The organism is Rhodococcus sp. NPDC019647 (genome assembly GCF_044389235.1).
Lineage (GTDB): Bacteria > Actinomycetota > Actinomycetes > Mycobacteriales > Mycobacteriaceae > Rhodococcus_F > Rhodococcus_F oxybenzonivorans.
The window spans coordinates 1-12,372 of the sequence record NZ_JBIRXS010000039.1 but is presented as its reverse complement, the minus strand read 5'-3'; the positions used below and the strand labels follow the sequence as shown (position 1 = coordinate 12,372).

At 63.8% G+C, this 12,372-nt stretch carries 12 protein-coding genes; 7 read left to right on the top strand and 5 right to left on the bottom strand.

Annotation, left to right across the window (positions count from 1 at the left end; translation table 11 throughout):
- Window positions 1-29: 29 nt before the first annotated feature.
- The 3 genes from ACH49N_RS35430 to ACH49N_RS35420 all read left to right on the top strand — a co-directional run bounded on the left by ACH49N_RS35430 (window position 30) and on the right by ACH49N_RS35420 (window position 2,508).
- Complete coding sequence (locus ACH49N_RS35430; protein WP_374435471.1) at window positions 30-974, top strand: ribose-phosphate diphosphokinase; 945 nt, start codon at window positions 30-32, stop codon at window positions 972-974.
- 70 nt (window positions 975-1,044) lie between these two features.
- Complete coding sequence (locus tag ACH49N_RS35425) at window positions 1,045-1,680, top strand: DUF2461 domain-containing protein (RefSeq protein ID WP_250776422.1); 636 nt, start codon at window positions 1,045-1,047, stop codon at window positions 1,678-1,680.
- A gap of 153 nt (window positions 1,681-1,833) precedes the next feature.
- Window positions 1,834-2,508, top strand: a complete 675-nt coding sequence (locus ACH49N_RS35420) for a hypothetical protein (RefSeq protein WP_204164797.1) — start codon at window positions 1,834-1,836, stop codon at window positions 2,506-2,508.
- Window positions 2,509-2,641: 133 nt separating this feature from the next.
- On the opposite strand, the gene ACH49N_RS35415 is transcribed toward ACH49N_RS35420, so the two are convergent.
- A complete protein-coding gene (locus ACH49N_RS35415) occupies window positions 2,642-4,129 on the bottom strand; it encodes an MFS transporter (RefSeq protein WP_250776423.1) in 1,488 nt (495 codons plus the stop codon).
- A 110-nt stretch (window positions 4,130-4,239) separates the two neighbouring features.
- Between ACH49N_RS35415 and ACH49N_RS35410 the strand changes: the two genes are divergently transcribed.
- The gene (locus ACH49N_RS35410; RefSeq protein ID WP_250776424.1) at window positions 4,240-4,848 is read left to right on the top strand and encodes a TetR/AcrR family transcriptional regulator; all 609 of its coding nucleotides are present in this window, start codon (window positions 4,240-4,242) and stop codon (window positions 4,846-4,848) included.
- 206 nt (window positions 4,849-5,054) lie between these two features.
- Window positions 5,055-5,240, top strand: a complete 186-nt coding sequence (locus ACH49N_RS35405) for a hypothetical protein (protein WP_358277035.1) — start codon at window positions 5,055-5,057, stop codon at window positions 5,238-5,240.
- A 188-nt stretch (window positions 5,241-5,428) separates the two neighbouring features.
- On the opposite strand, the gene ACH49N_RS35400 is transcribed toward ACH49N_RS35405, so the two are convergent.
- From ACH49N_RS35400 to ACH49N_RS35390, 3 genes are read right to left on the bottom strand one after another with little or no spacing between them, the layout of a single operon-like run.
- Window positions 5,429-6,289, bottom strand: coding sequence for an MBL fold metallo-hydrolase (locus ACH49N_RS35400; RefSeq protein ID WP_250776425.1), 861 nt, complete (start codon window positions 6,287-6,289; stop codon window positions 5,429-5,431).
- 46 nt (window positions 6,290-6,335) lie between these two features.
- Window positions 6,336-8,057, bottom strand: coding sequence for an acyl-CoA dehydrogenase (locus tag ACH49N_RS35395; RefSeq protein ID WP_358277034.1), 1,722 nt, complete (start codon window positions 8,055-8,057; stop codon window positions 6,336-6,338).
- A 13-nt stretch (window positions 8,058-8,070) separates the two neighbouring features.
- Window positions 8,071-8,853 (bottom strand): SDR family oxidoreductase, encoded by a 783-nt coding sequence (locus ACH49N_RS35390; protein WP_250776431.1) that lies wholly within the window; start codon window positions 8,851-8,853, stop codon window positions 8,071-8,073.
- A gap of 166 nt (window positions 8,854-9,019) precedes the next feature.
- Here ACH49N_RS35390 and ACH49N_RS35385 point away from each other — a divergent pair, with 166 nt between their 5' ends.
- Window positions 9,020-9,946 carry an enoyl-CoA hydratase/isomerase family protein gene (locus tag ACH49N_RS35385; protein ID WP_358277033.1) on the top strand — a complete coding sequence of 309 codons (927 nt, stop codon included), beginning with the start codon at window positions 9,020-9,022 and terminating at the stop codon, window positions 9,944-9,946.
- A 63-nt stretch (window positions 9,947-10,009) separates the two neighbouring features.
- Here the strand turns inward: ACH49N_RS35385 and ACH49N_RS35380 are convergent, their stop codons facing one another.
- Complete coding sequence (locus tag ACH49N_RS35380; protein WP_250776428.1) at window positions 10,010-10,993, bottom strand: zinc-dependent alcohol dehydrogenase family protein; 984 nt, start codon at window positions 10,991-10,993, stop codon at window positions 10,010-10,012.
- A gap of 401 nt (window positions 10,994-11,394) precedes the next feature.
- On the opposite strand from ACH49N_RS35380, the gene ACH49N_RS35375 reads away from it, so the two are divergent.
- On the top strand, window positions 11,395-12,180 hold the full coding sequence (locus tag ACH49N_RS35375) for a crotonase/enoyl-CoA hydratase family protein (RefSeq protein ID WP_250776429.1): 786 nt from the start codon (window positions 11,395-11,397) through the stop codon (window positions 12,178-12,180).
- Window positions 12,181-12,372 lie beyond the last annotated feature (192 nt).

Here is a 12,372-nt window from a genome sequence, read left to right as displayed (position 1 = left end):
CGAATTGGATCGACAACCAGAAGAACCTCATGCTTTTTTCTGGTCGCGCGCATCCGGAGCTGGCCGAGCAGGTGGCGAAGGAGCTCGATGTGCGGGTCACTCCGCAGACTGCTCGTGACTTCGCGAACGGTGAGATCTTCGTCCGCTTCGAAGAGTCGGTGCGCGGCTCCGACGCCTTCGTGCTGCAGAGCCACCCGGCCCCGCTGAACACCTGGGTGATGGAACAACTGATCATGATCGATGCGCTCAAGCGTGGATCGGCCAAGCGCATCACCGCGGTGCTGCCCTTCTACCCGTACGCCCGCCAGGACAAGAAGCACCGCGGACGTGAGCCCATCTCCGCTCGCCTCGTCGCAGACCTGCTCAAGACGGCCGGCGCCGACCGCATCATCACGGTCGACCTCCACACCGATCAGATCCAGGGCTTCTTCGACGGACCTGTCGATCACATGCACGCCCAGGGACAGCTGGCCGAGTACATCCGCGGCAACTACGGCACCGAGAACATCGCCGTCGTCTCCCCCGACTCCGGTCGCGTCCGTGTCGCCGAGAAGTGGGCCGACACCCTCGGCGGTGCCCCGCTGGCGTTCATCCACAAGACCCGCGACCCGCTGGTGCCCAACCAGGTGAAGTCGAACCGTGTGGTCGGTGAGGTCGAAGGCCACACCTGCATCCTCATCGACGACATGATCGACACCGGTGGAACCATCGCCGGCGCCGTGAAGATCCTGAAGGAGGCCGGTGCCGGAGATGTGATCATCGCCGCCACCCACGGTGTGCTCTCCGACCCCGCCGCCGAGCGTCTCGCAGCGTGTGGTGCCAAGGAAGTCATCGTCACCAACACCCTCCCGATCGACGAGTCGAAGAAGTTCGCGCAGCTGACGGTGCTGTCGATCGCTCCGCTCCTCGCGCGCACCATCAAGGAAGTATTCGAGAACGGCTCGGTGACCTCGCTGTTCAACGGCAACGCCTAGGCGCTCCGCGCCTGTGCGCCTTTTTGGTAGTGGGAACGACCAAAAAGGCGCACAGGCGTAGCCTTCTGTCGTGTTCACCGGGATACCTATCGCTGCACTCGACTTCTACGAGGATCTCGAGGCAGACAACAGCAAGAGCTTCTGGACCGCGCACAAAGCGGTGTACGACGACGTAGTGCGGGCACCCATGACGGCGTTGCTGGCCGAACTCGAGGACGAGTTCGGCGCGGGCAAGGTGTTCCGCCCCTACCGCGACGTCCGCTTCTCGAAGGACAAGACCCCGTACAAGACCCATCAGGGCGGCTTCGTCGAAACGCGCCCGGGAGTCGGCTTCTACGTGCAGATCGATGCATCGGGCTTGTTCGTCGCGGGAGGCTTCTACTCGCACACGCCGGTTCAAGTCACCCGGTTCCGCGACGCCGTCGACGACGACCGCCGGGGACGCCAGTTGGTGCGGCTCGTGAAGAAGCTGCAGTCGTCGGGATTCGAGATCGGCGGCGACACACTGAAAACGCGGCCTCGTGGCGTTGCCGAGGATCACCCGCGCCTCGAACTGATGCGTCACAAATCGCTGACCGCGAGCAAGAAATACCTCTCCCCCGACTGGATCGACAGTCCGCGTTCCGCGCAGGAAGTGCGGGCAGCGTGGCGCGAGATGCGGCCACTTGTCGAGTGGCTGACCACGGTGATCGGCGCGGGCGAATGAAACTTACTGGTCGGGAAAAGTAGTGCAGCACACAGCGATTGCACCCCCTCACCCGAGGGTGAACATGATCTTCGTCACGCCCGCTCGCAGAAGCGCAGGTCGCCCGAGGGGCAGTGTGTCGCCCGGGCTCGCAGTGCCCTACTGTGGCTCGTCGTGATCGACGCGCAAACTCTCTCGGGCCCTATCGATATCGGTGCAATTCGAAACGTCCGGCGTTGGTCGCCGGGGGCTTGCGTCTGGTGCGGAGATGACCATGCTGTCGAGATGTTCCGCAACGAACCTCGCTGTGGCGCTTGCCGCGAGAAGGAGACCGTGATCGACGAAGCCCGGCGCTTCCTCGGCATGTACGGTCTGCGCCCCCTCGGTGGCACGCTGCAGTCGGACGACGACGAAGAGCGCGAACACCGTGTCAAGGCCCGCGATGCACGTCGTGAACTGAACGAGGTGAAGCTGTCCGAGCTTCCCGACCCCGCGGCCGTGCGTAAGGCGCTGCGCCCCCGGGCCGCCAGCGTCGTCTCGGAGACTCGCACTTCGGCCCACTCCGGAACGTCCTCGCCGTCCACGTCGAGTCGCCCGAGCTCGCCCCGCAGCTCGACCACCCCGCCCGTGGCACCCGTGCGCACCGACTCCGTGGACGTCGCCGCGCTCGAAACCCGGGTGACCGGACTTCTCGAGCAGCTCACGTCGATCGACGCCCAGATGAGCCAGATCGGCGAACCCGTCGGGTTGGCGGCACGCGCCCGCCTCAGCGACCTCGAGAAGCAGCGCGCCACCGTGCTCCGTACTCTCGCCGCGCTCGAGAAGGCCCGGATCGCCGCCGGACGGTAGAACTCACGCCAAGTCGGTAAGCCCACTACCGACGCCTAGCGCGTGGCCCGAACTTCCCTCGCGCGGCCGAACACAGACAGCACCACGTCCGCGTCATCGCGACGCGGACGTGGTGCTGTTCGAGCGGAACAGCTCAGTGCGCCATCACCAATTCGCCCTGTGAAGGTGCCAGAGCTGCATTCGGCACCAGGAATGCCGCGATCACCGCACCGGCCACGAATATTCCGGCACCCCATGTGAACGTGGCCGTATAGCTGGCAACGTGGGCCTGCGCCACGGTCAGCGGGCCGGGCTGGTGCGAGGTCAGGTAGTCGGTCATCGCCGATGCGGCGACGGTAGTCAGTAGCGCCGTACTGATCGAGCCACCCACCTGTTGGCTGGTGTTGATCAGCGCCGAGGCGACACCGGCATCGTCGTGGTGCACACCTGCGGTCGCGCCCTGGAACGCGGTGGTCATCGCACCACCGAGGCCGATACCCAGCAAGACGAGGCCAGGCAGGACTTCGGCAACGAAGCTGCTGCCCAATTCGAGCTGCGTCAGCCACACCATGCCGACTGCGGAAACCAGGAAGCTACTGCTGATCACAATTTTCGGACCGACCCTGGGCAACAGCAGCGACGGCACCGTGGTCGACGAGAGAACGATGCCCGCGACCATCGGCAGGAACGCCAGACCTCCCTCGATCGGCGAGTAGCCCAAACTGACAATCAGATAGAAGGTCAGGAACAGGAAAATCGAAAACATTCCCATGCCCATGACGAACACCGCCAAGAACGAACCACCGCGCGTGCGGTCCAGCACCAGTCGCAGGGGCAGCAGCGGATGTGCGACCCTCGCCTCCAGCCAGACGAACACCGCGAGCAGTACGACTCCGCCGATCAGGCACCCGAGCGTGACCGGGTCGGTCCAGCCGGATGATTCGGCGTGCGCGAATCCGTAGACGATGGCGAACAATGCGGCGCTCACCACGAGGGTGCCCGGAATGTCGAGCTTGGGCCGCTCGGTGGTGACATGCTTGGCCAGCAGCAGCACCGCACCAACCAGAGCGACGGCGGCGAATCCGACGTTCACGAACATCACCCAGCGCCAGGACGCCCATTCGGTCAGCATCCCACCGAGCAGCAGACCGATCGCGGCGCCTGCACCGGACAACGCACTGAAAATGCCGAAGGCCTTCGCTCTTTCGGACTTTTCAGTGAAAGTCACAGTGAGCAGGGAGAGCGCGGCGGGGGCCAGCAGAGCACCGAAGACACCCTGGCCGACACGTGCCGCGACGAGGATCTCGAAGTTGCCCGCCGCGCCACCCACGACAGACGCGGCCGCAAATCCGATCAGACCGACTACGAAGGTGTTTCGCCGGCCGAACAGGTCACCCAGTCGACCGCCGAGCAACAGCAGGCTGCCGAATGCCAGCGCGTAACCGGTGATGACCCACTGCCGGTCACCGTCGCTGAAGCCGAGGTCCTGTTGGGCCGCGGGCAGCGCGATGTTCACGACAGTCGCATCGAGCGTCACCATGAGCTGAGCCACGCCCAGCACGACAAGCACCCACCAACGCAAGGCGTGCGAGCCGCGACGGCCTGCTCTATCTGAGGCAGGTGCCCCAATCGTGGTAGTCATGTGTCCCCTTTGTTGCTAGTCATGTGCCAGTCAGTTCGAAAACCGATCTGTTTCCAATGAGGAAAACAGATCGGTTTTCAAAGCGCAACTCGAGGGGTAGCCTGTTGCCTATGACCAACACAGCAACGTCCTCGTCTGCAGCGGGTGCCGGTGCCGTCTCTTCGCGCGACCGGTTGCTCGACGCCGCAGCGAAGCTGTTCTACGAGCAGGGCGTCCACATCGGCGTCGACGCTGTGTGCCGAGCGGCCGGTGTATCCAAGCGGTCGATGTACCAGCTGTTCGACAGCAAAGATGACCTGGTCGCCGCCAGCCTGCTCGAGCGCACGGCACCGGACTATCAAGGCTCGCTGTTGCCGGCAGACGACGACCGTGCGCCCCGGGCACGGATACTGCACGTTTTCGAACGATTCGAAGACCTGGAGCGGACACACGAATTTCGTGGATGCCCGTTCGTTGCGGCGGCCGTCCAAGTCAAGGCGCCCGAGCATCCGGCGAGTGTGGTGGCCCGTCGGCAGAAGGACAAGCTGACCTCGTTCTTCCAGCGGGAAGCCGAGCGCGGCGGTGCGAACGACCCCGCCCGGCTGGCCCGACAGCTCACTCTCGTACTGGACGGAGCCAGCGCCCGCTCCGTCGTTCAGGCAGAGCGCCTCGACTGCCTCGCTGTCGAGACGGCCGGCACACTGCTCGACGCCGCCGGCATCGTCGATTCCTCGGTCTGATCAACGCTTTCGGCAGAACTCTCGGGCACCTCCCGGTAACCCCAACGGGGGTACCCGAAGGAGGATTATCGTGAGCCTGGGACGCCCGGTCCGCGGCGCGCGTGTAGTCGAGCCCCTACCGCAGCTTCAGACTGGGCAATCAGCGGAATCGTCCGCGCCAACCGATGTACACCGTTCACGAACATACACACTTGGGAAATCGCGTAGTGGAGCGCACCAACCACCTCGGTCAATTTGTCTCTGGTCGGCGCAGTTTCGCTTGGTCGCGGGCCGTCACCTCGCCTGCGACCTTCCTCGAACTGCCAATCGACCAGCGCGTCGATCTCGTCGATGCCCCATTGTTCGCGGTTGCGGGCGGGAGTGTGTTCGGTCATGCGGGAGATGGCCTTTGATAGAGAGCGAATCAGATCCGCCGGTGTCGATGAATGTCCCGACGAGCGGGTCCGATCCGCAGGTGGTGCAGCAGCATTCGGCGGACGCGAGGGTGGTTACGCGTCCGCCGAGGCGATCTCAGCGCGCTAGGCGTAAGAGGCACCGAGTCGGTCGAGTCTTCAGCTGGCATGCACAGGTGATGACGGCGTCACGCGTCTTTCTTCTTCTGTTTGAATGCCGTCACCGCCGACACCACCAGCGTCGAGGGATTGGCATGGTCCGGGAAACGCGACTGCATGTGGGCGACGAGTTCGCGTGCGTTCTCGAGGTCATCGACGTTGGCCACGAATTCCTGCAGGTATTCACGCGTTTCGTCGATGCACGCGGCCGGGTCGTCGAGTTCGGGGCGCTTGTGTCCGGCGACCACCGTGGTGGGGTTCAGCGACGCGAGGTAATCGACGCTGGCGATCCAGCTGGGCCAGTCGTTCCGGTTGGTCATTGCCAGCATAGGATTGACACCGTTGTAGACGACGTCTCCGGCGATCACCGTCTGCAGGGTAGGGATATGGACGATCGCGGTGGGCGAGGTGTCGGCTTGCTCGATCTCGATGGCCAGCATTTCCGTGCCATCGACGGTGAGGACCAAGTTGTCGAGCGGTTCGGGTACCGCGGCGTTGTCGAGGGCCTGCCCGCCGAAGAAATCGCGGACGTAGGCGCGATCACTCTCGAGGTTGGTGGCGATGGATTTCGCCACGGCCGGTACTGCGACCGCGCGGGCTTCCGGAAATCGGTTCAGCAGCCGCTCGAGACCGAAGTAGTGGTCGAAGTGGCCGTGGGTGATGAAGACCGTGGTCAGCCGCTTGCCGGAATCCTCGATCTGATCGATCACCTCGTCGACGTCGGTGGCCAGGAACTGGGTGTCGACGAGGATCGCTTCGGTCGGCCCGGTGATCAGCGTGGAGGTGGTGGGCGAGAACGAACCGCCACCGGGCAGTTCGAACGCTTGGCAGGTATAGACATCGATCGCGAGGTCGCTCATAAATATTCGTGCTTTCTGTGAGTTCTTCATTCTGAGGCTTTTCCGTGCTGCCGGGGATCTGTTCAAGTGCGGCCGCTCATCCGATTTCCCCTGCGCGTATCGCCTCGGCCAGCGAATGAACGCGGCTCAGATGATGGGCGCCGTAGAAGTCGGCCTCGGTCAGGCGCTGCTGGTCGGCGGTGGACAATTCGGGGTGCGCGAGCGCAGCCGCGACGATGCGGCCGTGCATCCACGCCCCGACGAGAAGGCTCAGCATCGTCAGGTAATCAACCGAGGCGGCGTAGGCGTCACGAGGATTCCGCGCCGCGTGAGACAGAAGTGTCTCGGTCGCGTCACGCACGGTCTGCAGGGCGCGATCGAGCCGTTCCGCCGTACGCGCCGCCACCGGGTGCTCGATCACCCGAAGCGATCCGACGCTGGAGTCGATCTGATCGAACAAGCGTCGCGCAGTCACTCCCCCATCGCGAATCAGCTTGCGGCCGAGCAGATCATTGGACTGGATTGCGGTAGTGCCCTCGTAGATCGGCATGATCCGAGCATCGCGATAGTGCTGCGCCGCACCCGCTTCTTCGATGAAACCCAAGCCGCCGTATACCTGGACCCCGTCGGAGGCGATGCGGACGGCTTCCTCGGTGAACCAGGCCTTGAGGATCGGCACACAGAATTCGGCGAGCTCCGCGGCGTCGGGCGAGTCGGTGCGCTGCCAGCGGTCGAACCACTCGGCGACCTGCATCGAGAAGGCGCGCATCGCCGAGATAGAACTCGACATCGATGTCAGCAGGCGAGCAACGTCGGGATGCTCGGCGATAGGGGTACCCGACGGTCGTCCGACCACCGTGCCCTGCACTCGCTGCTGGGCATAGTCGCGAGCCTGCTGGTAGGCGAGGTCCGCCAGCCCCAGGCCCTGCAGTCCGATGCCGATGCGGGCGGTGTTCATCATGACGAACATCGCCGAGAGGCCACGGTGCAGGTCTCCGACGAGATAGCCTGTCGCGTCGGCATAATCCAGCACACAGGTAGGACTGGAATGAAGACCGAGCTTGTGTTCCAGGGAAAGAGTGGTGACGCGGTTGGGTTCACCAATACCGCCTCGGCCATCGGGGAGGAACTTCGGAACCACGAACAGCGACAACCCGGCCAGTCCCACGGGAGCATCCGGAGTACGGGCGAGCACGAGATGCACGATGTTCTCGGTGAGGTCGTGATCTCCCCACGTGATGAAGATCTTCTGCCCGGTGACCGCCCACGTACCGTCCACATTGGGGCGGGCGATGGTGCGGATCGCAGACAAATCCGTACCAGCATCCGACTCGGTGAGGTTCATCGTGCCGGTCCACTGCCCGGACACCACCTTTGACAGGTACACATCCTTCAGTTCAGGGCTAGCGGCCGAGTGCAACGCCGCGGCCGCACCGGTCGACAACAGCCAGCACACCGAGAACGCCGGATTGGCTGCGGACCACAACTCCGAGACCGCGTTATAGAGCAGGAACGGCGCACCTCCGCCGTCAATTGCGGGATCGAGGCCGAACCCCACCCAACCAGCCTCGGCAAAGGAACGGTAGGCCTGCTTGTACCCGACCGGGGTCGTGACAGCACCATCGGAGAGCACGCTGCCAGCACGATCACCGACAGTATTGAGCGGACGCAGCTTTTCGGCGGCGAAATCCGCTGCCGAAGTCAGGACTGCAGCAGCGTCAGCGGCCTTGATCTCACCGTTCGTCACGGTCTCGAGAATGTCTGTGCCGAGGACCTCGGTGTAGAGGAAGTCGTATTGGGCAAGTGGTGCTGTGTACACGGTAATGGTCCTTCTAGAATGTGAGGCCGATGGTGGTGCTCAAACCGCCGTCCAGCGGGATGACCGCACCGACCACGTAGTTCGAGGCACGAGAACTCAGGAAGATTGCCGTCGCAGCAATGTCGGAGGGCTCGCCGATCCGGCCTACCGGGGAGGCGTCTCTCAGCTGATCGCCGACCTCCGTCAACATCGCAGCCGTCATCTTCGACGGGAACGGCCCGGGTGCAATGGCATTGACCAGAATCGATGGCGCGAGCTCCGCGGCCATGTGGCGAGTGAGGTGGTGGATGGCGGCCTTGGACGCCGAGTAGGAGAAATTGCTGACGCCCGGCACTGCCAGCCCGTCGATCGAGCCGATGTTGATCACGCGGGCAGGGTCGTCTTGGTTGGACGCCTTCTCCAGAAGCGGGCGCGCCAACTTGGTCAATGTGAAAGGAGCTTTGACGTTGGCGGCGAGCACCCTGTCCCACGCGGAGTCGGGGAACTCGTCGAACGGTGCACCCCAGGTTGCACCGGCGTTGTTGACCAGCACGTCAAGGCTCGGCTCCCGTGCACCGAGGGCGTCGATCAGCGCCGCACACTGCTCCTCGCTGGTGACGTCGCACGGGATGGCATGTACCTCACCGAATTCCGAGAGGCGCTCCGCTGCCTCGACACACGCGGCTTCTTTACGGGAAGAGATGTACACGCGGGCGCCGGCCCGGAGATAACCCTCGGCGATCATGTAGCCGATGCCACGAGTACCGCCGGTGACCAGAACCGTCTTACCTGAGACCGCGAACAGTTCGGGGAACATGACGTCCTTTCCGAGACGTGAGGTGGGGCGACGCACACACCCATCCGGCAGAAGAAGAGACCGCTCGCGATCGGGGGCCAAGTGTGAGCCTGATAGCGGATCGAGCAGAAAGTACCACCACCGACAACTTTAATGCAACTTGTTGCATAATGGGAATCCGAGGTCGATGATCGTTGGGTCCGCTCACTCCGCCCGGACTGCAAGCCGAGCACCCACAGTGCGTACCGAACAGGGAGAAGCGAAGATGACTGGAGTGAAACATCTTTCGATGGCAGGCCCGACCGAGGCCGAGTTGCAGTCGGCAGGCCTCCGATTCACACAGAGCGGACCGATAGCCGAAATCACGCTGTGCAGACCTGAACGACGCAATACACAGAGCCCGGCAATGTGGCGAGCACTCGCCGCATTGGGGCAGACAATGCCGACTGACATCCGCGTTGTCATCGTTCGCGCTGAAGGGCGTAGTTTTTCGGCCGGTTTGGATCGATCGATGCTGAAAGACCCTGCCTCGCCGCACGAGGCTGCCGACGGCGAGACCATTTCCGGCCTACTCGACGGTACCGACATGACCGTCGCGCGCACCATACGTGAATATCAAGACGGCTTCCTGTTCCTGCGTAACTCGAACTTCATCTCGATCGCCGCCGTCCAGGGACACGCAGTCGGTGCCGGCTTCCAACTCGCACTCGCGTGCGATCTCCGGGTGGTGGCCGACGACGCAACATTCTGCATGAAGGAGGTCGCACTCGGCCTGGTGCCCGACCTGACGGGGCTGACACCCCTGGTCCGGCAAGTTGGATACGGCCGCGCGCTCGAAATTTGTGTCACTGCACGCAATATTGTTGCCGCGGAGGCGCTCTCACTAGGCCTCGCACACAGCGTGGTGCCTGTCAACGATCTCGAAAGCGAAACTCGGGCCATGGCTCACACTCTCCTGCAGGCAGACACCGCCGCCGCGCGAGAGGTCAAGCAGCTGGTGCAGTCGGCCGAGGTCGTCCATGTCGAGCATCAGCGGCAGCTCGAAGCTGCGGCCCAGACGCGTTTGCTGCGCGCGCGCAGCGCTACGGCGGACGGCTCCGACCGAGGGTTCTGAACCGATATCCCGACACATCTGTCGTGTTCGAACAGTGGATCACCATAATTCGCCGCATTACCGTCACCACGCGAAGAGCACCTTGCCGACGCGGTCGGCCTGGGTGGCATGGATCAGGGCGTCCTGATACTTCTCGAGCGGGTAGGTGGCCGCGATGGGGACCCGCAAGGTGCCGTCGGTGACGAGGGCGGCGAGCCTGGCATAGGCGGCGGTGAACTCCTCGAGAGGCGCTGTGTCGAGCCAGCCCTTCTGCCAGAAGCCCCGGACGTGAAGATCGCGGAAGATGAGGTCGCCCGGTCGGACGACGACCGGGGCGCCGCTCATTCCTCCGTAGCTGACGAGGGTGCCCCCATGGACGAGCCAAGGAGCGAGTTCCGCGACCACGTCCCCGGCTGTCGCGTCCAGCAGAAGTGAGATCCGCTCGTCCCCGAGCGCCTTCTTCAATTGCACACCGAGATCCGGTCCACTGACGACGATTGCGTCGGCACCCAACTCCAGCAGCTCCGCGGCGACTTCGGGGCGGCGCACTACATTGAGAGTGCGGTAACCGGCGTGCTTGGCCAGGGTGATGACGTAGCGGCCCACAGCAGAATTACCGCCGGTCTGTCCGACCCATCCACCCGACGGGACATCGACGAAGCGACGGAGCAGGAGGTCGGCCGTCACAGGGTTGACGCCGAGCATCGCCAGCTGCAGGACATCGGCCGCCGGATCGACCACGATGGCGTCATCCTCGTCGATCGCGATCTGGTCCTGCCACGTGGCGTGCTTCAGGGTAGGAATGATCAGGACCCGCTCGCCGATGCGGGCAGGATCGACGGCAGGGCCAACGGCGACGATTCGACCGACGCCTTCGGTTCCCAGGGCTGCGGGCAGGGTCGGGCGATGCCCATAGAGTCCCCTGATGAGAAGCACGTCGGATGGGTTGATCGGGGCGGCTTCCATCGCGACGAGCACCTGTCCTGCTCCGGGTTCGGGAGTCTTCGACTCGATCAGCTCCGAAGCCGTGCTCGGCTTCCCGAATGCCCGCATGTGCAACTTCTTCATCGTGACCTCCGGTTGATGGTCAGCTCGATTCGAGAGATCCTGTCTCCCATTCCCTCCCCTGAAAGCAGGAGACGGAACGGGTCCCGGCACAGTTCGGGCGTCGCCGGTTTCATGACCGATTTCCCGATCTTTGGATGTCCGGCGCGGGTCGCGAGGTGTGGGACGAGCACAAACCTACGAATGCGCGACCGGCGGCTCATAGGACGAGTGCGCCGCGCCCTGGTATGGATGCGCCACCGCCAGTATGCAATGACGAACGGTCACGCCGGGAAGCCCGCGAAGCGGGCGCCATCGCGTCGACGTGTGCGCTGTTGACATTTGACGCCAACGACTAGACGATCCAGTCTAGTCGCCGCCTCCACGTGGCCGGCGCGAACTCACCATGGACAAGGAGCCATTTCATGAGCCAAGAGCACACGCCCGGCGAGGTCACCCTCGAGAGGGACGGCAACATCGCGATCATCACGGTCGAGAACGAGTCCAAGTTGAACTCCTACACGCCGGACATGATGCGCCAGCTCGCCGACCATCTGACCACATTCGACGAGGACGAATCCTTGTGGGTTGCGGTGTTCCGCTCCGCCGGTAAGAACACCACCGCAGGCTTGGACATGCCCAAGTTCTTCGGCCCGGAAGCAGACGCGGACATCGACCCGACTCTGGTCGATCCGTTCGCTCTGGGGCGGCGCGCAACCAAGCCGATCGTGGCCGTGGTTCAGGGCCTCACCTTGACTGTCGGCATCGAGATGATGCTCGCCGCCGACATTGTCGTTGCCGCCGATACCGCGCAGTTCCAGCAGCTCGAGGTCGCCCGCGGCCTCGCACCCCTTGGCGGTGCCCATTTCCGTTACCTGACCCGGACCGGCTGGGGTAATGCGATGTACCACCTGCTCCGGGCTGACAAGTTCGACGCCCAGCGCGCCCTCGAGCTCGGCTTCGTCCAAGAAGTCGTGCCTTTCGGCCAGCATATCGAGCGCGGAATCGAACTGGCGCGTGAGATCTGCGCCAATGCCCCGCTCGGCGTTCGAGCCACCAAGGCGTCCGCCCTGAAATACATCGAACAGGGCGAGACCGCCGCCATCGCCGCGATCGACGACGTGAAGGGCGCCGTCTTCGACAGTCACGACTTCCAAGAGGGAATCCAGTCGTTCATCGAGCGCCGCCAGGCCAACTTTCAGGGCAAGTAGTCGCAGCGCGAATTAACCGAAATCCATTGGACCTCGACATAAGGAAATCGGCGCACTGTTCGCCGGCGCCTGCGGGTTGGCGCACCGGTACCAGTGAAGGGCGCGCTCGTTCTATCGGTGCCCGCTCGCCGGTTCCTAGGTTGGCAGTGTCCGACACACAACCCGGCGTGAAGAGGAAAAGCACATGAATCG

Excerpts from the sequence above, each read along its gene's own strand:
- ACH49N_RS35375 (WP_250776429.1), top strand. The coding sequence starts at position 11,395 with ATGAGCCAAGAGCACACGCCCGGCGAGGTCACCCTCGAGAGGGACGGC.
- ACH49N_RS35380 (WP_250776428.1), bottom strand. The coding sequence starts at position 10,993 with ATGAAGAAGTTGCACATGCGGGCATTCGGGAAGCCGAGCACGGCTTCG.
- ACH49N_RS35415 (WP_250776423.1), bottom strand. The coding sequence starts at position 4,129 with ATGACTACCACGATTGGGGCACCTGCCTCAGATAGAGCAGGCCGTCGC.
- ACH49N_RS35385 (WP_358277033.1), top strand. The coding sequence starts at position 9,020 with ATGATCGTTGGGTCCGCTCACTCCGCCCGGACTGCAAGCCGAGCACCC.
- ACH49N_RS35410 (WP_250776424.1), top strand. The coding sequence starts at position 4,240 with ATGACCAACACAGCAACGTCCTCGTCTGCAGCGGGTGCCGGTGCCGTC.
- ACH49N_RS35390 (WP_250776431.1), bottom strand. The coding sequence starts at position 8,853 with ATGTTCCCCGAACTGTTCGCGGTCTCAGGTAAGACGGTTCTGGTCACC.
- ACH49N_RS35400 (WP_250776425.1), bottom strand. The coding sequence starts at position 6,289 with ATGAAGAACTCACAGAAAGCACGAATATTTATGAGCGACCTCGCGATC.
- ACH49N_RS35430 (WP_374435471.1), top strand. The coding sequence starts at position 30 with ATGCTTTTTTCTGGTCGCGCGCATCCGGAGCTGGCCGAGCAGGTGGCG.